17 protein-coding genes are annotated in these 19535 nt (G+C 75.0%); 11 read left to right on the forward strand and 6 right to left on the reverse strand.

Features of this window, described 5'->3' with window-relative positions:
* The first annotated feature begins 609 nt into the window (after window positions 1–609).
* Window positions 610–2337, forward strand: coding sequence for a lysine--tRNA ligase (lysS, locus tag NUM_RS11210; protein WP_207124745.1), 1728 nt, complete (start codon window positions 610–612; stop codon window positions 2335–2337).
* Window positions 2338–2463: 126 nt separating this feature from the next.
* Here the strand turns inward: lysS and NUM_RS11215 are convergent, their stop codons facing one another.
* Window positions 2464–3420, reverse strand: coding sequence for a GlxA family transcriptional regulator (locus tag NUM_RS11215; protein ID WP_225918498.1), 957 nt, complete (start codon window positions 3418–3420; stop codon window positions 2464–2466).
* Between the two features lie 121 nt (window positions 3421–3541).
* Between NUM_RS11215 and NUM_RS11220 the strand changes: the two genes are divergently transcribed.
* The 4 genes from NUM_RS11220 (at window position 3542) to NUM_RS11235 (ending at window position 7509) form a co-directional block, all read left to right on the forward strand.
* Complete coding sequence (locus NUM_RS11220; RefSeq protein ID WP_225918499.1) at window positions 3542–4441, forward strand: NAD-dependent epimerase/dehydratase family protein; 900 nt, start codon at window positions 3542–3544, stop codon at window positions 4439–4441.
* A gap of 83 nt (window positions 4442–4524) precedes the next feature.
* Window positions 4525–4851 (forward strand): antibiotic biosynthesis monooxygenase, encoded by a 327-nt coding sequence (locus NUM_RS11225; protein WP_207124746.1) that lies wholly within the window; start codon window positions 4525–4527, stop codon window positions 4849–4851.
* Window positions 4848–5594: a pyrimidine reductase family protein gene (locus NUM_RS11230; RefSeq protein WP_207124747.1), complete on the forward strand. Its 747-nt coding sequence runs from the start codon at window positions 4848–4850 to the stop codon at window positions 5592–5594. The genes NUM_RS11225 and NUM_RS11230 overlap by 4 nt, the downstream gene beginning before the upstream one ends.
* Before the next feature lie 106 nt (window positions 5595–5700).
* A complete protein-coding gene (locus NUM_RS11235) occupies window positions 5701–7509 on the forward strand; it encodes an ATP-binding protein (protein WP_225918501.1) in 1809 nt (602 codons plus the stop codon).
* 179 nt (window positions 7510–7688) lie between these two features.
* On the opposite strand, the gene NUM_RS11240 is transcribed toward NUM_RS11235, so the two are convergent.
* From NUM_RS11240 to NUM_RS11250, 3 genes are read right to left on the reverse strand one after another with little or no spacing between them, the layout of a single operon-like run.
* On the reverse strand, window positions 7689–8384 hold the full coding sequence (locus NUM_RS11240; RefSeq protein ID WP_207124748.1) for a GntR family transcriptional regulator: 696 nt from the start codon (window positions 8382–8384) through the stop codon (window positions 7689–7691).
* Entirely contained in the window at window positions 8375–9133 is a 759-nt protein-coding gene (locus tag NUM_RS11245) for a maleate cis-trans isomerase family protein (RefSeq protein WP_207124749.1), read from the reverse strand. Before NUM_RS11245 ends, NUM_RS11240 begins: the two co-directional genes overlap by 10 nt.
* A 41-nt stretch (window positions 9134–9174) precedes the next feature.
* Window positions 9175–9900, reverse strand: a complete 726-nt coding sequence (locus NUM_RS11250) for a maleate cis-trans isomerase family protein (RefSeq protein ID WP_207124750.1) — start codon at window positions 9898–9900, stop codon at window positions 9175–9177.
* Between the two features lie 92 nt (window positions 9901–9992).
* On the opposite strand from NUM_RS11250, the gene NUM_RS11255 reads away from it, so the two are divergent.
* Genes NUM_RS11255 through NUM_RS11265 form a run of 3 tightly spaced genes read left to right on the forward strand, consistent with a single transcriptional unit; the run spans window position 9993 to window position 13097 of the window.
* The gene (locus NUM_RS11255; RefSeq protein WP_207124751.1) at window positions 9993–11081 is read left to right on the forward strand and encodes a D-2-hydroxyacid dehydrogenase; all 1089 of its coding nucleotides are present in this window, start codon (window positions 9993–9995) and stop codon (window positions 11079–11081) included.
* Window positions 11078–12550: an amidase gene (locus NUM_RS11260; RefSeq protein WP_207124752.1), complete on the forward strand. Its 1473-nt coding sequence runs from the start codon at window positions 11078–11080 to the stop codon at window positions 12548–12550. The genes NUM_RS11255 and NUM_RS11260 overlap by 4 nt, the downstream gene beginning before the upstream one ends.
* Before the next feature lie 43 nt (window positions 12551–12593).
* On the forward strand, window positions 12594–13097 hold the full coding sequence (locus tag NUM_RS11265; protein WP_207124753.1) for a DUF3830 family protein: 504 nt from the start codon (window positions 12594–12596) through the stop codon (window positions 13095–13097).
* 63 nt (window positions 13098–13160) lie between these two features.
* Here the strand turns inward: NUM_RS11265 and NUM_RS11270 are convergent, their stop codons facing one another.
* Complete coding sequence (locus NUM_RS11270) at window positions 13161–14414, reverse strand: aspartate aminotransferase family protein (protein ID WP_207124754.1); 1254 nt, start codon at window positions 14412–14414, stop codon at window positions 13161–13163.
* 150 nt (window positions 14415–14564) lie between these two features.
* On the opposite strand from NUM_RS11270, the gene NUM_RS11275 reads away from it, so the two are divergent.
* Window positions 14565–16070 (forward strand): NAD-dependent succinate-semialdehyde dehydrogenase, encoded by a 1506-nt coding sequence (locus NUM_RS11275; protein WP_207124755.1) that lies wholly within the window; start codon window positions 14565–14567, stop codon window positions 16068–16070.
* A gap of 3 nt (window positions 16071–16073) precedes the next feature.
* On the opposite strand, the gene NUM_RS11280 is transcribed toward NUM_RS11275, so the two are convergent.
* Window positions 16074–16967 carry an ACT domain-containing protein gene (locus tag NUM_RS11280; RefSeq protein ID WP_207124756.1) on the reverse strand — a complete coding sequence of 298 codons (894 nt, stop codon included), beginning with the start codon at window positions 16965–16967 and terminating at the stop codon, window positions 16074–16076.
* 123 nt (window positions 16968–17090) lie between these two features.
* On the opposite strand from NUM_RS11280, the gene NUM_RS11285 reads away from it, so the two are divergent.
* Together NUM_RS11285 and NUM_RS11290 are read left to right on the forward strand one after the other, a co-directional pair.
* Window positions 17091–18233 carry an exonuclease SbcCD subunit D gene (locus NUM_RS11285; RefSeq protein WP_207124757.1) on the forward strand — a complete coding sequence of 381 codons (1143 nt, stop codon included), beginning with the start codon at window positions 17091–17093 and terminating at the stop codon, window positions 18231–18233.
* The coding region (locus NUM_RS11290; RefSeq protein WP_207124758.1) for an AAA family ATPase at window positions 18233–19535 on the forward strand (1303 nt) is incomplete at its 3' end. The genes NUM_RS11285 and NUM_RS11290, both read left to right, overlap by 1 nt.

Raw genomic sequence — 19535 nt, forward strand, 5'->3', positions numbered from 1 at the left:
ACGGCCCCCGCGCGGCTCGACGGCCCCCGCGCGGCTCGATCAGCGCGGCTCGATCAGCCCGCTCGGCGGGGGCGGGCGACGTGGTTCGCCGCCGGGCCGGGGTGACGCGGCCGGGTGACGGGGCCCGACCGGGCTGCGCCGGACGGCCCGAGGTGGGTTACTACAGGCATGATCTGTCCGGCCTGCCGCGAGCGGCGGCACCAGGACTGCAAGGGCCGCGCCTGGTGCGACTGCCAGCACCAGACGACGCCGCCACCACAGGAGCCCGCCACCGGCGCGCCCGGCGAGTGAGTCGTCCCCCGACCGCTCGTCGTAGGATGGGCCCGATGATCCGTGGCAGCCAGCGCAAACCGCGCCGGACCCGCGCCCAGGGGAGCTGAGCCAGCACCCCGCACGGCGGTCCGGCGTCCGGTGCTGCCGACGGCCACCACCGCACGCCTGCTCGCGGGTCCGGAGCGTACCGCCGGCCCTGCCCGTTCCGGCACCCGCGAGGTCATCGTGTCGACTCCTGCTCCCTTCCCTCTCCCTGCCACCGCGCCCGCAACCACGGCCGCGTCTCCCCCGGCCACGACGGCCGACCCGGACGCCGCCCCGTCCCGCCCAGCAACGATGTCCGACCCGGACGCCGCCCAACCCCGCCCGGCCACGACGTCCGACCCGGACGCCGCACCGTCTCGTCCGAGCGGCGCGTCGGCGGGCGGCGCCGGCCGATCTTCCGGCGGCTCCGCCGACTGGGCCGCCCGGGCCGCCGACGACGCGCTCGCCGAACACCGGCGGCGCGGCGGCGACGGGCTGTTGGTCTGCGCCTCCGGGATCAGCCCGTCCGGCCCGATCCATCTGGGCAACCTGCGCGAGCTGCTCACCCCGCACCTGGTCGCGGCGGAGCTCGCGGCGCGCGGCGTACCGGTGGAGCACGTGCTGTTCCTGGACGACCACGACCGGCTGCGGCGGCTGCCGGCCGGCGTACCGGCGCACTTCGCCGCGCACCTCGGCCGGCCGCTCGCCGCGGTGCCCGACCCGTACGGCGAGCTGGACAGCTGGGCGGAGCGGTTCACCGCACCGCTGCACGCCGCGCTGGCGGCACTGGGCGTCCGGGTGCGCGTCGTCAGCCAGTCCGCCCGGTACGCCGCCGGGCACTACACCGGCGCCGTGCTGGCCGCGATGGCCGGGCGGCGGCGCATCGCCGCGATCCTCGCCGCCGCCCGCGGTACCGATCCCCGCGGTACCGGCGACGCGGCGAGCGGCGAGCCGGCGGAGAGCTGGCCGTACCGGGTGTACTGCCGGCGCTGCGGCGCCGACGACACCCGGATCACCGACTACCGGGAGGACAGCACCGCGCTGCGGTACGAGTGCGCGCGGTGCGGCGCCGACGGCTTCCGGCTCGCCGAGGCCAACCACGGCAAGCTCGCCTGGAAGGTCGACTGGCCGATGCGCTGGGCGGCCGAACCGGTCGCGTTCGAGGCCGCCGGCGCCGACCACGCGGCACCGTCCTCGTCGTTCGGTGTCGGCCGGCGGATCTGCGCCGAGGTGTTCGGCGCCCGGCCGCCCTCGTTGCTCGGGTACGGCTTCGTCGGCACCCGCGGCGCCGCCAAGCTGTCGTCGTCCGCCGGCACCGCACCGACCCCGGCGGAAGCGCTCGCCATCCTGGAACCGGCGATGCTGCGCTGGCTGTACGCGCGGCGCCGGCCGCAGCAGGCGATCACCATCGACTTCGGTACCGAGGTCACCCGGCTGTACGACGAGTGGGACCGGCTCGCCGCCCGGGTCGCCGCCGGCACGGCGAGCGCCGCCGACGCCACCGCGTACCGCCGGGCCAGCGCACCGGGGCTCGTCGGGCCGCGGCGGGCGGTGCCGTGGCGGGTGCTCACCTCGGTACTGGACGTGACCGCGGGCGATCCGCGCTCCACCGAGCGGATCCTCGGACAGGCGGAGGGGGCGCGGCTGCGGCTGGCCGACGTCGAACCGCGCCGCACGCTCGCGGCCGCCTGGCTGGCCCGGCACGTACCGCCGGAGCGGCGCACCCGGGTCCGCGCGGAGCCGGACACCGCGCTGCTCGCCACCCTCACCGACCGGCAGCGGGAGGGCCTCACCCTGCTCACCGCCGAACTCCCGGGCCGTCGCGACCTCGCCGCACTGACCGCACTGGTGTACGGGATACCCAAGCGGCTCAACGGGTTGGCGGCGGACGCACCGGCCGACGAGGCGGTCCGCGCGGCGCAACGGTCGTACTTCACCCTGCTGTACCGGCTGCTCGTCGGTGCGGACACCGGGCCCCGGTTGCCGACCCTGCTGCTCGCGCTCGGCCCGGACCGAGCCCGCCGCCTGCTGACGCCCTGACGTCCCGGCGACCGCGGTCGCGGCGGTCCGGCGACTCCCGGCGGGTCGCCGGACCGCGCGGGCTCCCACCGGGGCCGGTGCGGCCGGGCGGCTCCGGCGACGTGTGTACTGCCCGCGCACCCGGGCTCAGGAAGTCGTCGTGGCTGGGGCGGTGCGGTAGCCGGCGCGGTACGAACTGGGCGTGCGGCCCAGCTCCCGGTGGAAATGCGCCCGCAGCGAGTCGGCGGTGCCCAGGCCGGCGCGCCGGGCGACCGCCTCCACCGGCAGGTCGGTGCACTCCAACAGCCGCCGTGCCTCGTCGAGCCGCCGGGCCAGCAGCCAGCGCAGCGGGCTCGACCCGGTCTCGGCGCGGAACCGGCGGGTCAGGGTGCGCACGCTGGTGTTGGCGTGCCGGGCGAGGTCGGTGAGCTGGACCGGCTCGCCGAGCCGGGTCAGCATCCACTCCCGGGTGCGGGCGAGCGATGTGGCGGCCAGCCCGGCGACCGGCTCGGTCGGCGGCGTCGCCGAGGCCGGACGCGGTGCCGCCACCGCCAAGCCGCGAGCCACCGCGCCCGCCACCGCCGCACCGTGGTCACGGCCGACGAGGTGCAGGCACAGGTCGATCGCGGCGGCATGCCCGGCGCAGGTGTACACGCCGGCATCGTCGACGAACAGCGCGTCGGTCACCGTGACGTCCGGATGGCGGCGCCGGAACCGGTCGGCCAGCTGCGGGCCGATGGCGACCCGCCGGCTGGTCAGCAGGCCGCAACCGGCCAGCAGGAACGCCCCGGCGCAGGACGGCGCCACCAGCCGGGCGCCGGCGGCATGCGCGGCGGTCAGAGCGGCAGCGACCCGGGGTTCCGGCGACGCGAGGTCGACACCGCCGGCCACCAGCACCGTGCCGGCGCCGGCCAGCGCGTCCAGGCCCCGGTCGACGGTGAGCCCGAGACCACCGATGCCGTCCACCGGCCCCGGATCGGCGGCGCAGCAGACCACCTCGTACGCGGCGGCGGCGCCGACCCGGGCCTGGCCGAACACGATGTCGGGAATCGACAGCTCGAAGCTCGTCACCGGCGGAACGGCGACGACGGCGAGACGGTGCATGGCCGGATCCTCCGGGTGCCTGGCCGGCCGACCCGTGGTTGCCGCCGGGTCCGCGCCGGAGTCTGGAAACGCGTTCGTACCAAGCGAACCACGACCATCCGACATTCGTTCCGGAGGCACCATGTCCATGCACGTCATCGTCGGTGGCGGCGCCACCGCGCTCGCCACGGCCCGGCTGCTGGCCACCGACGGGGACAAGGTCCGCGTCGTGCACCGGCGCGGCGGCCCCGACGAGCCCGGTGTCGAACACGTCGCACTCGACGCCACCGACACCGACGCGCTGACCCGACTCGCCGACGGCGCCGCGACCGTGTTCAACTGCGCGGCCACCGCCTACCACACCTGGCCGCAGACGATCCCGCCACTGTTCGGCTCGATCCGTACCGCCGCCGAGCGCACCGGCGCCGGCTACGTCATGCTCGGCAACCTGTACGGGTACGGGCCGGTCGACGGTCCCGTCACCGCCGCCACGCCGCAACGCGCGACCGGACCGAAGGGCGCGACCCGGGCCGCGATGTGGCGGGAGGCGAAGCAGGCACACGACGCGGGCCGGCTGCGGGCCACCGAGGTGCGTGCCGGCCAGTTCCTCGGCGCCGGCGCCGTGTCGCTGTTCTCCCTGCTGGTCGCCGCCCCGGTGCGGGTCGGCCGGCCGGTGCTGGTGCCCGCCGAGCTCGACCACCCGCACTCGTTCAGCGCGATCGGCGACGTGGCACGCACCCTGGTCGCGGTCGCCCGCGCCGACAGCTCCTGGGGCCGGCCGTGGCTGGCACCCACCATCACGGCGACGATGCGCGAGCTGGCGACCCGGTTCGCGACGCTCGCCGGAGCGCCGCGGCCGCAGCTCGCCACCATGACCGACCGGGAGATCACGCTGCTCGGGCTCACCGACCCGTTCTGGCCCGAACTGTTCGAGACCCGGTTCATGGACACCGGCCGGTTCCTGGTCGACGCCGGCGAGACCGAGCGCGCCTTCGGCCTGGCCACCTCCGAGGTCGGGGAGGTGTTGCGCGAGATGCTCTGACCCCCAGCCGCCGCGGCGACACCGGAGACCGGCGCGACCGGGCTCACCGGCGGATGTCGGCCCCCGCCGTTAGGGTGCCGCCCATGGTGATCGAACTCGCGGCGTTCCGGGTGGTGCCGGGTGCCGAGGAACGGCTGGTCGCGGAGCGACCGGCGATGCTCGCCGCACTGCGGGCGCGGTTCCCGGGCTGCCTCGCCGCCTACCTGACCCGGCAGGACGACGGCTCCTTCCTGGACGTGATCGTCTGGCGCGACCGGGCCGCGGCCGAGGAGTCGGCCCGGTCGGTGGGCACGGTGCCGGAGTGTGCGGCCTGGTTCGCCCACATCGCGTCGTCGGGCGGACTGCGTCACGTCCAGGTCGTCGACGCGTGGCCCGGCGTCCCGGGCGGCGCGGGTGATGCGCGATCATGACCGGCATGTACCGACTGTGGCCAGGCCCGGACGCGGCGCCGCTGACCGACGAGCAGGTGCTCGACTGCTACCTGCCGGCCGACCGGAGTCGACCGCAGGTCCGGGTCAACTTCGTCGCCAGCGCCGACGGCGCGGTGACCGTCGGCGGCTACTCCGCCGGATTGTCCGGCTCGGCCGACAAGCGGGTGTTCGGCCTGCTGCGGATGGTCTGTGACGCCGTGATGGTGGGTGCCGGCACGCTCCGGCACGAGAGTTACGGGGCGATGCGGCTGGGCGAGCGGCGCCGCGCCTGGCGCCGTACCGCCGGCCTGTCCGACGACCCGCCGCTGGTGCTGGTGTCCAGCCGGCTGGAGCTCGATCCGGGCAGCGCGATGTTCACCGACGCGCCGACCCGGCCGATCGTGCTCACCCACGGCGGCTCGCCGGCCGACCGGCGACGGACGTTGTCACAGGTCGCAGACGTGCTGGTGCACGGCGACGCCGAGCTCGACCTGCCCGCGGCGCTGGCCGAGCTGGCCGACCGCGGGTTGCGCCAGGTGCTCTGCGAGGGCGGTCCGCACCTGCTCGGCAGCCTGACCGAGGCCGACGCGGTGGACGAGCTGTGCCTGACGGTCTCTCCGCAGCTGACCGGGCCGGGGGCGGGCCGCATCACCGCCGGTCCGCCGGCCGCCGCCCGGGCGCTGCGGTTGGGCCACGTGCTCGCCGCCGACGACAACCTGCTGTTGCGGTACGTCCGGGCGTGACGGGACGGTGTCACCCGGCACCGTACGGGCGGTTCGGCGCGGCGGGGCGGGCGCGGTGCGGCACGATGGGGCGGTACCGCACGACGAGCAGGGAGTGTCGAGGGTCATGACCCAGGTCCAGCCGAGAACCGAGGCGGACGATGCGGTGGCGTGGGAGGAGCTGTCCGTCGACGAGCCGGAGGTCGACCCCGGCGCGGTCGTCGGCCGCGTCCTGGGCACCGCCGACGCGACGCCGCTGAGCTTCTGGGTCGCCGTCCGCCCGGGTGCGTACCTGCAGCTCGACGACGTGGTGGTGACCGACCGGCAGGTGCCGGGGCGCGATCCGGTGACGATCGCCGGGGTGGTCACCCAGGTGCGGGCCCGGCACGAGGGCGCCCAGTTCGACTCCGACGTGTTCCTGATCTCCGAGGGCACCCTGCCCGCGCAGGTGCAGGAGGCGGCCGAGATCACCACCACCCGGCTGGAGCCGGAGATGTACGTGCCGCCGATGCCCGGCGCCGAGGTGCGCCGCGCCGCTGCCGACGAGCGGGCGACCGCGCTGTACTTCGACCGGATGGAGCGCCGGATCGCGCTGGGCACCGGGCGCGACGGCGAGCCGATCTACCTCAACGCCGACTTCCTGGACGGCACCCGCGGCGCGCACGTGTCGATCTCCGGCATCTCCGGTGTCGCCACCAAGACCTCGTTCGCCACCTGGCTGCTCTACTCGGTGTTCGGCTCCGACGTGCTCGGACCCGAGTCGACCAACACCAAGGCGTTGATCTTCAACGTCAAGGGCGAGGACCTGCTGCTGCTGGACCACACCAACACCCGGCTGGACGACGAGCAGCGCGCCGCGTACGCCCGGCTCGGCCTGCCGGCCGGCGCGTTCGCCTCGGTGTCGGTGTTCGCCCCGGCCCGCGCCGGCGACCCGGACGGCACGCCGGACGTGGTGGCCCGTACCACCGGGGTGGACGCGTTCTACTGGAGCATCTACGAGTTCTGCCACGACCGGCTGCTGCCGTACGTGTTCGCCGACGCCGACGACGACCGGCAGCAGTACACGATGGTGGTGCACCAGGTGGCGGCGCGCCTCGCGCGGGACGCGATCGAGGCGGAGGACGGCGCCGCGGTCATCTCCGGCACCGTGGTCCGCAGCTACGACGCGCTGGTGGACCTGCTGGTCGACCAGCTCACCGACGACGACACCCGGTCCGAGTGGGCCGGCTCGGCGATCGGGCTGGGCACCGTGAACGCGTTCATCCGGCGGATGGTGGCGAGCAAGCGCGACCTGGGCCGGCTGGTGCGCGGCGACCTGCCGGCCCGCCGACCGCACCAGATCTCCACCGCCGAGGCGGGCCAGCTCACCGTCGTCGACCTGCACAACCTGCCGGACCGGGCGCAGCGGTTCGTGGTCGGCGTGACGCTGCGCACCGAGTTCGAGCGCAAGGAGAAGGCCGGCACCGCCCGGCCGCTGCTGTTCGTCGTCCTGGACGAGCTGAACAAGTACGCACCGCGGGACGGCACCAGCCCGATCAAGGACGTGCTGCTGGACATCGCCGAGCGTGGCCGGTCGCTCGGAGTGATCCTGATCGGCGCGCAGCAGACCGCGAGCGAGATCGAACGCCGGATCGTGGCGAACTCGGCGATCCGGGTGGTCGGCCGGCTCGACGCGGCCGAGGCGGGCCGCCCGGAGTACGGCTACCTGCCCACCGCGCAGCGGCAGCGGGCGACGCTCGCGAAGCCTGGGACGATGTTCGTCGCGCAGCCCGACATTCCGGTTCCGCTGGTGGTGGAGTTCCCGTTCCCGGCGTGGGCGACCCGGCCGTCGGAGGCGGGCGACGCACCGGCCACGGCCACCCGGTCGGCGGTGCAGCGGGCCGACCCGTTCGCGGTGGTCGGGGCCACCGACGACGAGGACGACATCCCGTTCTGACCCCCTCCGGCGGATCGCGGCGAAGGGGCGAGCACGGGCAGAGCACCGACGCCCGGCCGCGGTGGCGCAGGTGCCGATAGACCGGCGGGTGCCGAGCGAACCGCAAGGCGCAGTTCCGGCCGGTGGCGGGCGAACCCGCAAGCGCCGGACCGGCGGGTAGCGGGCGAGCGTCGTGCCGGTCAGTCGACCAGGTCGGTGAACGGGGAGTGCAGGTCGCGGTCCGGCGCCAGCCGCTGCACCGCGTCGGCCATGTGCGCGTCGATGAGCCCGAGCACCAACGCCTCGGTACCGTCGCGCAGCGCCGCCGCGATCGCCGTGTGCTCGGTGACCCGGTCGGCCGGGCTGGCGTAGGTGCGGGACAGCTCCCGGATGCACATCCGGGTCTCGATCAGCAGGGTGCGCGCCATCCGGCTCAGCCGGCTGCTGCCGGAGGCGGTGACCAGCGCCTCGTGGAACGCGGCGTCGGCGCGACCGACCGCCGGCTGGTCGTCGACCTCGATCGCGGCCCGCAACTGCTCGCAGATCGCGTCCAGCTGATCGGCGACCGCGGCCCGGTCGCCGCGGCGCAGGATCAGCCGGGCGGCCGCCTGCTCGATCGCGTTGCGGGTGACGTACACGTCCTGCACGTCGTCGGGCGACAGCTCGCAGACGAACAGCCCGCGGTACCGCTCGGAACGCAGCAGCCCCTCCTCCACCAGCCGCTGCATCGCCTCGCGCAGGGTCCCGCGGCTCACCTCGAACCGGCCGGCCAGGTCGGCCTCGCCGAGCTGGTCGCCGGGCGCGAGGTCGCCGTCCATGATCGCGAGGCGCAGCCGGTCGGCGATGATCGCCGACGTCGACTCGTGGTTGACCGGTTCGACCCGGGTCAGGCCCACCGTGCTTCCCCTCCCCCGGCCCCGACGTCACCGGGGTCCGTCTCGAACAGCCGGCCGAGCGCCGCGGCCCGGGGGGCCGCGCCGATCAGCCGGAGCCCGGCCCAGATCGTCACCTGGTTCGCCGTCAGTACCGGCTTGCCGAGGTGCCGTTCCAGTTCGGGTACGAGCGACACGGTACGCATCGCCGTGTCCGGCACCAGGATCGCCTCCGCGTCCGGCCGGTCGTGCGCCACGGCCAGCTCGCGCACCGCCTCGTCGGTGAGCCGGCCTACCTCGGCGGCGGTGGTGATGCCGTGGCTGTCCAGGCCGACCACCTGCAGGCCGGCGCCGGTGAGGAACTCACCGAAGCGCCGGGCGACCGGTTCCGGGTAGCTGGCGGCGACCGCGACCCGCCGTACGCCCAGTGCCCGGGCCGCGTCGACGAACGCGAACGAGGTGCTCGTCGCCGGGACGCCGGCGGCTTCGGCGAGCTGCTTGACCTGCTGGGCGGCGCCGTCGGCACCGAACACGAAGCTGCCACTGGTGCAGGCCCACAGCACCGCGGCGGGCCGGTACCGGGCGAGGCGGGCGGCGCCGGCCGCGAGCCGGTGCGCGCCACCGAGATCCAGCAGCGCCTCGACGGTGTGCAGGTCCTCGCCGTCGGTGTGTTCCACCGCGAACGTCCACCGGTCGCCGAGCAGTCGCTGCGCCCGCGGGTAGTCGTCCTCCGCGGCATGACCCGGGTACAGGAACCCTACGGTGGCGTTCACGGCCGTCCCTCCTCGCTTCGACGCACGATTGTCGACAATTGCTAGATGTCGGTCAGCCACCGACCGGGGCCGACGACCGGCAACCCCATCCGCCGCAGGCACGCCCACATGGTCAGCTGGTTGGCGGTCAGGATCGGCTTGCCCAGCTCGGCCTCCAGCGGCTCGATCAGGTCGTAGGTGGGCAGGTTGGTGCAGGCCACGAAGATCGCCTCGGCGTCCGGCCGGTCGACCCGCAGCATGTGCTCGGCGATGGTGCGGTAGCTGACCTTCCAGATCCCGCTGCCCAGGCCGAGGTTCTCGCCGGCCACGGTGCGCACCCCGATCTCGGCCAGGAACTCGTGCAGCCGCCCGGTCAGGTCCGCGTCGTACGGCGTGACCACCGAGATCCGGCGCAACCCCAGCGCGCTGAGCACCTCGGCCAGCGCACCGGAGGTGGTCACCGCGTCCGGCGCGCCGGCGTCGATGATCACCTTGCGCAGCGCCTGTTCGGCGGCGAGGCCGTTGACGAAGCTGCCCGAGGTGCACAGGTAGGCCACCACCTCCGGCTCGACGTGCAGCACGTCGTGCGTCGCGGCGACCACGTGCCGCTCGGTGCTCACCAGTTCCGCCATCCGGAGGCTGACCGGGACCGGCTCGTACGGCGTGCGGGCCAGGTGCAGCGACACCTCGGCGGGCACCCACCGCCACAGCTCCCGCTCCAGCGCGAGATCGAACGGGGCGATCACCCCGATCCCGCGCTGGGCCAGCGGACCATCGAACAACAGCATGTCCAAGGCCGACCCCCGAACGCGCAGCACAGTCCTCCGGGGCTCATCCGCGGATTGTTGACAATCATACGATCCGTTTCTACCGTGTCAATATGGTTCGACCAGCCGATTCGTCGCTCGCTCGGGTGTCACCTCGGGTGGTCGTGCTCTGCGGTGCCGACCGGCCACCCGGCCTGGCCCCGGTCGAGCGCGCCGCCGACGTGCGGTACGTGCCGGCCGACCGGCTCGCCGCCGAGCTGCCCGGCGCCGACGTGCTGTTCGTCTGGGACTTCGCCTCCCGCGCGGTCCCGGAAGCCTGGCCCGCGCCCGACGCCGCGCCGGGCTGGGTGCACATCGCCAGCGCCGGCGTCGACACCCTGGCCTTCGACGCGCTGCGCAACGGCGACACCGTGCTGACCAACTCCCGCGGCGTGTTCGACGCGGCCATCGCCGAGTACGTGCTCGGCCTCGTGCTGGCCTACGCCAAGGACCTGGCCGGCACCCTCGACGCGCAGCACCGGCGCGACTGGCGGCACCGGGAGACCGAGACGATCTCCGGCCGTCCCGCCCTGGTCGTCGGTACCGGCCCGATCGGCCGCGCGATCGCCCGGCTGCTGTCGGCGGCCGGGATGCGGGTGTCCGGCGTCGGCCGCACCGCCCGCCGCGACGATCCCGACCTCGGCACCGTGCACGCCGCCGCCGACCTGCTCGACGTGCTGCCCGCCGCGGACTTCGTGGTGCTGGCCGCGCCGCTGACCGCGCAGACCGCCGGGATGATCGACGCTGCCGCACTGGCCGCGATGCGGCCCGGCGCGCGGTTGATCAACGTCGGCCGCAGCCCGCTGGTCCGCACCGACGACCTGGTCGCCGCGCTGCGGTCCGGTTCGATCGCCGGCGCCGCGCTCGACGTGTTCGACACCGAACCACTGCCGGCCGACTCTCCGCTGTGGACGCTGCCGGGGCTGCTCGTCTCGCCGCACATGGCCGGCGACTTCGTCGGCTCGCTGGACACGCTCGCGGCGCTGTTCGTGGCCAACTTCGACCGGTGGCGGCACGGCCGACCGCTGCACAATGTCGTCGACAAGCATCTCGGCTACGTGCCCAGCCGTGCCACCGAGCCGACCGCGGCCGGCCGCCCGGCGGGCGAGGCGGCCGCCGACGGCCCCGGACAGGAAGGGCTCCCCAGATGGACCCGGACATGACCGAACCGCCCCGCGCCCACACCTCCGGCGCCGACCCGGCCGGACCCACCTCGGCCGGGCTGGCCACCGAGGACGTGCTCGCCCGGACCGCGTCCGAGCTGGTCGCCGGCTACTCCACCGGCGAGCTGTCGCCGGTGGCGGTGACCACCGCGACGCTGCGCCGGATCGAGAAGCGCGACCCGGAACTGCACGCGTACTGCCACATCGACGCCGACGGCGCGCTGGACCAGGCGGAACTGGCCGAGCAGCGGTGGGGGCAGGGCAATCCGATCGGCCTGCTGGACGGCGTACCGGTGGCGGTGAAGGACCTGCTGCTGCTCGCCGGCGCCCCGACCCGGCGTGGCTCGCGCACGATCGAGCCGGACCAGCCGTGGCCGGACGACTCGCCGGCCACCGCGCGGCTGCGCGAACACGGCGCGGTCCTGGTCGGCAAGACGACCACGCCGGAGTTCGGCTGGAAGGCGGTGACCGACAGCCCGCTGACCGGCGTGACCCGCAACCCGTGGGCGCCGGACCGGACCCCGGGCGGCTCCAGCGGCGGCAGTGCCGCGGCGGTGGCGGCCGGCCTGTGCGCGCTCGCGATCGGTACCGACGGGGGCGGCTCGATCCGGATCCCGGCGGCGTTCTGCGGGATCGTCGGCTTCAAGCCGACCTACGGGCGGGTGCCGGCCTGGCCGGCGAGCCCGTTCGGGCTGCTGTCGCACGTCGGGCCGATGGCCCGCTCGGTCGACGACGTGGCGCTCGCGCTGGACGTGCTGTCGCTGCGCGACTCGCGCGATCCCGCGGCGCTCGCCCCGCCGATCGGCTCGTACCGGGAGGCGGTGCGCCGACCGGTGCGCGGGCTGGTCGCCGCGTACAGCGCCACGCTCGGGCATGCGGAGGTCGACGCCGAGGTCATCGACCTGGTCGAGCAGGCGGTGGACGCGCTGTCGGTCGAGGTGGGGCTGCGGGTCGAGCTCGCCGACCCCGGCTTCGACGACCCGATCGACACGTTCGAGACGCTGTGGTCGGCCGGCGCCGGGCACGCCGTCGCGGCCGTCCCGACCGAGCGCCGCGGGCAGCTCGATCCGGGGCTGCGCCGGCTCGGCGAGGCCGGCGGCCGGCTGTCGCTGGAGGCCTACCAGTCGGCGCTGGACGCCCGGAACGCGCTCGGCGTGACGCTCGGCGCGTTCCACGAGCGCTACGACGTGCTGCTCACCCCGACGGTGCCGATCCCGGCGTTCGAGGCGGGCCACGACGTGCCGCCCGGGTCCGAATGGACCCGGTGGCCGCAGTGGACGCCGTTCAGCTATCCGTTCAACCTCACCGGCCAGCCGGCCGCGACCGTGCCGGTCGGGCTGACCGCAGACGGCCGACCGGTGGGGCTGCAGGTGGTCGGGCCGCGGCACTCCGACGACCTGGTACTGGCGGTGTGCCGCGCGCTGGAGGCGGTCCGCCCGTGGCCGCTGACGGCACCCGACGCCGGCTGACCGGCGCGGCAGACATCCTTCGAGTCGACGAGAGGTGGCGGTGATGGCGCGGTTCCTGGAGATCAGCCTGGCCAAACGGGGCGCGGCGTGCGTGGCCCGGTTGCTGGACGACGAGGCGCCGGCGACCTGCGCCGCGGTGTGGGACGCGCTGCCGGTGGACGGACCGGCCTACCATGCCAAGTACGCCCGGAACGAGATCTACGCGCTGCTGCCGGCGCTCGCGACCAGCCCGCCGATGGAGCACCCGACGGTGACTCCGCTGCCCGGCGACGTGTGCTTCTTCGCGTTCGAGGGCACCGAGATCGGCTCCCCCGCGTACGGCTACGACACCGGCAGCGCCGCGCACGGCGGCCCCCAGGTGATCGACCTGGCGCTGTTCTACGGCCGCAACAACCTGCTGATCAACGGCGACCGCGGGTTCGTACCGGGGTCGGTGTTCGCCACCGTCGAGGAGGGGCTGCCGGCGATGGCCGAGGCGGCGCAGGACATGTGGCTGCGCGGCGTCGAGGGCGAACGCCTCCAGTTCCGCCGGCTCGACGACCGGTAGCGGCGCGCCCGGCTGTCCGTGGCCGGCATGCACCGGCCACGGACGGCGGTCGTCAGGCGGTCGTCAGGCGGTCGCGTCGGCGACGGAGGCCGACCAGAGGTCGAGCGCCTCGTCGACCTCCTCGGCGGTGACCACCAGCGGCGGGATCATCCGGACCACGTTGGAGTAGGCGCCGCAGGTCAGCAGCAACAGGCCGTGCGCAGCGGCCGCCGCCTGGGCGCGCTGGGCGGTGGCGGTGTCCGGCTCGCCGTCGGCGGTGGTGAACTCGCTGCCGACCATCAGCCCCAGCCCGCGCACGTCGCCGATCACCGGGTGCGCCGCGGCCACCTTGCGGGCCCCGTCGATCAGCCGCCGGCCCTGTTCGGCGGCGTTGCCCACCAGCTGCTCGTCCTCGATCACCGCCAGGGTGGCGAGCGCCGCGGCGCAGGCGACCGCGTTGCCGCCGTAGGTGCCGCCCTGCGAGCCCGGCCAGGCCTTCGTCATCAACTGCTCCGACGCGGCGATCCCGGACAGCGGGAACCCGCTGGCCAACCCCTTCGCGATGATCTGCACGTCCGGGCGGATCCCGAAGTGCTCGTGCCCCCAGTACCGCCCGGTGCGGCCGAACCCGGTCTGCACCTCATCGAGCACCAGCACGATCCCGTACCGGTCGGCGCGTTCCCGCACGCCGGCGAGGAACCGCTCGGTCGCCGGCACGTACCCGCCCTCGCCGAGCACCGGCTCGACGAAGATCGCCGCGGTGTCGTCCGGCGCGGTACCGGTGGCGAACAGGTAGTCCAGCTCGCGCAGCGCGAAGTCGGTCGCCGTGTCCTCGTCCCACCCGTAGTGGTACGCGTACGGGAACGGGGCCGTGTGCACGCCGGCCATCAGCGGCGCGAACCCGGCGGAGAACCTGGTCCCGGAGCGGGTCAGCGACGCGGCTCCGATGGTGCGGCCGTGGAACGAGCCGTCGAACACCACGATGTTGGGCCGCCCGGTGGCCTGCCGGGCCAGCCGCAGCGCGGCCTCCACCGCCTCGGAGCCGGAGTTGGCGTAGAACAGCGTGTCCAGCCCGGCCGGCAGCACGGTGCCGAGCCGCTCGGTGAGCTCCAGCAGCGGCCGGTGCATGACGGTCGTGTACTGCCCGTGGATGAGCCGGCCGGCCTGCTCGCGCACCGCTTCCACCACCCGCGGGTGACAGTGCCCGGTGCTGGTGACGCCGATGCCCGCGGTGAAGTCGAGGAAGCCGCGGCCGTCCGGGTCGAACACCCGGACGCCCTCGGCCCGGTCGACGAGCACCGGGGTGGCCTGCTTGAGCAGCGGTGACAGGTGCGCCATGACGTCCTCCCGAATCAGCCGGCGAGCGTATCGTTGGATTGTCGACAATCCTTCTGCCGCCTAGCATGGTCCCCGGACGCGCCGTCGGCAACCGGTCGGGCAGATCCGGCAGCGGTCGAGGGCACATCGCGACGACGAAGGGCGACAGCGATGACAGGCAGCACCACCACCCCGCAGACGACCGCGCACGCCCTGACCGAGCGCGAACGGGAGGCGCTCGCCGCGGTGCCCGGCGAGCTGTTCATCGCCGGCCGCTGGCTGCCCGCCGCCGGCGGCGCCCGCTTCCCGGTGCTCGATCCGGCCACCGGCGAGGTGCTCTGCGAGGTCGCCGATGCCGACCGGGACGACGCGCTGGACGCGCTCACCGCCGCACACGAGGCGCAGCCCGCCTGGCAGGCCACGCCGCCGCGGGAACGCAGCGAGATCCTGCGCCGGGCGTACCAGCTGCTCGTCGACCGGACCGACGAGCTGGCGCTGCTGATGACGATGGAGATGGGCAAACCGCTGGCCGAGGCGGCCGCCGAGATCGCCTACGCGGCCGAGTTCTTCCGCTGGTTCGCCGAGGAGGCGGTGCGCATCGACGGGGGGTACACGACCGCGCCGGACGGAGCGAGCCGGTTTCTGGTGCTGCACCAGCCGGTCGGCCCGTGCGTGCTCGTCACCCCGTGGAACTTCCCGATGGCGATGGGCACCCGCAAGATCGGCCCGGCGATCGCCGCCGGCTGCACCATGGTGCTCAAGCCGGCCGAGCAGACCCCGCTGTGCGCGCTGGCGCTCACCGACATCCTGGCCCAGGCCGGGCTGCCGGACGGGGTGCTCAACGTGGTGACGACCAGCCGGCCGGGCGAGGTGGTCGAGCCGATGCTGCGCGACGGCCGGGCCCGCAAGCTGTCGTTCACCGGCTCCACCCAGGTCGGCCGGCTGCTGCTGGCGCAGGCCGCGGACAAGGTACTGCGCACCTCGATGGAGCTCGGCGGCAACGCGCCGTTCCTGGTGTTCGACGACGCCGACCTGGACGCAGCGGTCGAGGGCGCGATGGCGGCGAAGATGCGCAACATCGGCGAGGCGTGCACCGCGGCGAACCGGTTCCTGGTGCAGCGCGGGGTGGCCGACGAGTTCGCCCGCCGGCTCGCCGAGCGGATGGCGGCGCTGAAGATGGGCCGCGGGACCGAGCCGGACGTGGTGGTCGGCCCGCTGATCGACGCCGCCGGCCGGGACAAGGTCACCGAGCTGGTCGCCGACGCCGTCGCCGGTGGCGCGAACGTGCTCACCGGCGGTACCGCGCTGGACGGTCCGGGCACGTTCTACCCGGCGACGGTGCTCACCGGGGTGCCGGCCGGCGCGCGGATCGGCCGGGAGGAGATCTTCGGCCCGGTGGCGGCGATCTCCGCGTTCGACACCGAGGACGAGGCGATCGCCGCCGCCAACGACACCGAGTACGGGCTGGTGTCCTACGTGTACACCCGGGACCTGGCCCGCTCGCTGCGGGTCGCCGAGCGGCTGGACGCCGGCATGATCGGGCTGAACAAGGGCGTGGTGTCCAACCCGGCCGCGCCGTTCGGCGGCGTGAAGCAGTCCGGGCTCGGCCGGGAGGGCGGCCGGGTCGGTATCGACGAGTTCCTGGAGACCAAGTACGTGGCGATCCCGGCGCCCTGACACTCACCCGGCGCGGCGTCCGGCACCGTCGACCGCGGACCGGCCGGCGTCGACCGGGGGCGACACGGCGTCGTCGGTCGGGCGCCGGGCGGCGTCGCCCGCGGGCGGCGCCGCCCCGATCCCGGCCAGTACCGCGGCGGCGGCGCGGGACACCTGGTCGAGCCGGTCGATCTCGGTGCGGTGGAACGCCGGCCCGGCGATCCGGGCCACGACCAGCACCGTGTCGGCCGTCAGCGGAGCCGACGCCGCCGTCGTACCGTCGGCCAGCGAGGTGCCGCGGGGACGGCCCGGCGTGATGGCGCCCAGCGCCGGCGATGCCGGTGCCCGGACGCTGGTCAGTACCGGCGTCGGGGTGGGCCCGGTGCCCACCAGCGCGGCCCAGTCGGCGCCGAACAGGTCGGGCACCGCGTCCACCAGCGTCGCGACGGCCCGGCCCGGATCGGCGGCGAGCTGGCCGAACACGGCCACCGCCGCCGTCGCCACCATCGCCCGTGGCCGCCAGACGGCGAGCACCCGTACCCCGGGGATCGTCTCGACCCGCTCGGTGAGCTGGTCGACGGTCAACGAGCCGAGCCGCAGGGACAGCTCGTCGATCGCCCGACCTGACCCCGTCTCCAGCACGCTGACCTGCAGGATGTCCGCGCCGATCACGCCCAGCGTCCAGGCCAGCCGGCCCAGCGACCCGGGCGAGTCCGGCAACGCGACCCGCATCCGTACCAGCACCTCGTCCTCCCTCGCCTCGGTCCGCGTCTCCGTCTCCGGCTCCATCTCCGGCTCCGGCTCCGGCTCCGGCTCCGGCTCCGGCTCCGGCTCCGGTACGCAGTGTCGCCGGTGGCTGTTGCCGGGGTGTTGCCGATCGATGTCCCGCGGTGACGGCAGGGACGCTCTCGACGCCACCGGGTGATCGTCGGAACACGGTCCGACGCACACCTCGGCATGCCTGCCCGGCCGTGTCGGAGGGTGGGCCTACAGTGCTGGTGCCGGTAGCCGGTGCCGGAAGCCGCGAGGGGGGCTGTGGCCGTGAAGATCCTGCACACCTCCGACTGGCACGTCGGAAAGGTGCTCAAGGGGCGCCCGCGCATCGACGAGCACATCCGGGTGCTCGCCGAGGTGGTGCGCATCGCCGAGGCGGAGCGACCCGACCTGGTGATCGTCGCCGGCGACCTGTACGAGACGGCCGCGCCGAGCCCGGAGGCGACCCGGGTGGTGGTGCGCGCGCTGACCGCGCTGCGGCGTACCGGTGCGCAGGTGGTGGCGATCGCCGGCAACCACGACAACGGCGCGGCGCTCGACGCGCTGCGCGGCTGGGCCGACGCGGCCGGCATCGCGCTGCGCGGCACGATCCGGTCCGCCGACGACCCGGTGGTGACCGGCACCACGGCCGGCGGTGAGGCGTTCACGCTGGTGGCGCTGCCGTTCGTGTCCCAGCGCTACGCGGTGCGGGCGAGCGAGATGTTCCAGCTCACCGGCGCGGAGGCGAACCAGACCTACGCCGACCACCTGAGCCGGCTGCTGGGGGCGCTGACCGGCTCGTTCCGGGCCGACGCGGTCAACCTGATCACCGGGCACCTGACCGTGGTGGGCGCGACCACCGGCGGCGGCGAGCGCGAGGCGCACACCATCCAGGCGTACGCGGTGCCCGCCACGCTGTTCCCCAGCTCCGCGCACTACGTGGCGCTCGGCCACCTGCACCGGCAACAGGCGGTGCCCGGTCCGTGCCCGGTGCACTACTCCGGCAGTCCGCTCGCGATCGACTTCGGCGAGCAGGACAACTCTCCCGGCGTGCTGATCGTGGAGGCGTCCGCGGGCACCCCGGCCACCGTCCGGCCGGTGCCGATCACCTCGGCCCGCCGGCTGCGCACCATCACCGGCACCCTGGACGAGCTGGCCGCGCTGAGTGTCGACGACGACACCTGGCTGCGGGTGTACGTGCGGGAGAAGCCGCGGGCCGGGCTGCGCGAGCGGGTGCAGGAACTGCTGCCCGGAGCGCTGGAGGTGCGCATCGATCCGGAGCTGCTGGCGCAGGTGGGCGGCACCGCGCAGCGGGTCGGCCGGGCCGGGCAGAGCCCGCGGCGGCTGTTCGCCGACTACCTGACCGAGATCGGCCACGACGACGCCGCGGTGCGGGAGATGTTCGACCGGCTGCACGAGGAGGTGGGCTGATGCGCCCGGTCCGGCTGGACATCGCCGGCTTCACGGTGTTCCGGGACGAGACCACGATCGACTTCACCGGCGCGGAGTTCTTCGTGCTGCTCGGCCCGACCGGCTCGGGCAAGTCGACGGTGCTGGACGCGATCTGCTTCGCGCTCTACGGCACGGTCCCGCGCTGGGACCACCTGCGCTCGGTGGAGAACGCGCTGTCCCCGTCGGCGTCGGAGGCACGGGTGCGGCTGGTGTTCGAGTCGGCCGGCGTGCGCTACGTGGCGACCCGGGTGCTGCGGCGCAGCGCCCGCGGCAAGGTGAACACGGTGCGCGCCGGGCTGGAACGGCTGCCCCCCGGCCTCGACCTGTCCACCCTGGACGACGCCGACCGGGACGAGCTCGGCGAGGTGCTCGCCGGTACCCCGTCGGAGATGGTCGAGGCGGTCGCCACCGCGGTCGGCATGCCGTACGAGCAGTTCACCACCTGCGTGGTGCTGCCGCAGGGCGAGTTCGCCGAGTTCCTGCACGCCAAGCCGGCGAAGCGGCAGGAGATCCTGGTCAACCTGCTCGGCCTGCGGGTCTACCAGCGGGTCGCGGAGCGGGCCCGGGCCGCCGCGAAGGAGGCCGACAGCGACGTCCGGGCGGCCGAGGCGCTGCTCGCCGACCTGTCCGACGCCACCGAGCAGGCGGTCACCGAGGCGGCCGAGCGGGTGGCGCAGTTGCGCGAGCTCGACACCCAGGTCGCCGCGCGGGTGCCGGAATTGACCGACGCCGAGCGCCAGGCCGCGGACGCCCGCGAGGCGCTGGCCGCGCTGGACGCCGAGGGTCGGCTGCTCGCCGGGGTCACCGCACCGGCCGGGGTCGCCGAGCTCGCGACCGGCGCGGAACGCGCCGCGGCCGCCGCCGGCGCGGCGCTGGCGGCCGTCACCGACGCCGAGACCGCCGAGGAACAGGCGGCGCGCCGGTTGGAGGAGGCCGGCGACGCCGCAGCCCTGCGCGCCCTGCTCGACCGGCACCGCGAGCACGACCGGCTCGCCGCCGAGCTGGCCGAGGTCGGCCGGCAGCTCGAAACGCTGGCGGCCGACCGGGACACCGCCGCCGAACGGCTGACGGCGGCCGAGAGCGCCCTCTCCACCGCGGAGGCCGCCGTAGCCGCCGCCCAGACCGCGCAGACCGCCGCGGCGCTGCGGCCCGACCTGCACGTCGGCGAGCCGTGCCCGGTGTGCGCGCAGCCGGTCGACACGCTGCCGCCGCCGATCGACGCGCCGGCGCTGTCCGCGGCCCGCAACACCGCGAGCAAGGCCCGGGCCGCCCGGGACACCG

Origin of the sequence: Actinocatenispora comari, assembly GCF_017312725.1 — a bacterium.
In the GTDB taxonomy this organism is placed as follows: Bacteria; Actinomycetota; Actinomycetes; order Mycobacteriales; family Micromonosporaceae; genus Actinocatenispora; species Actinocatenispora comari.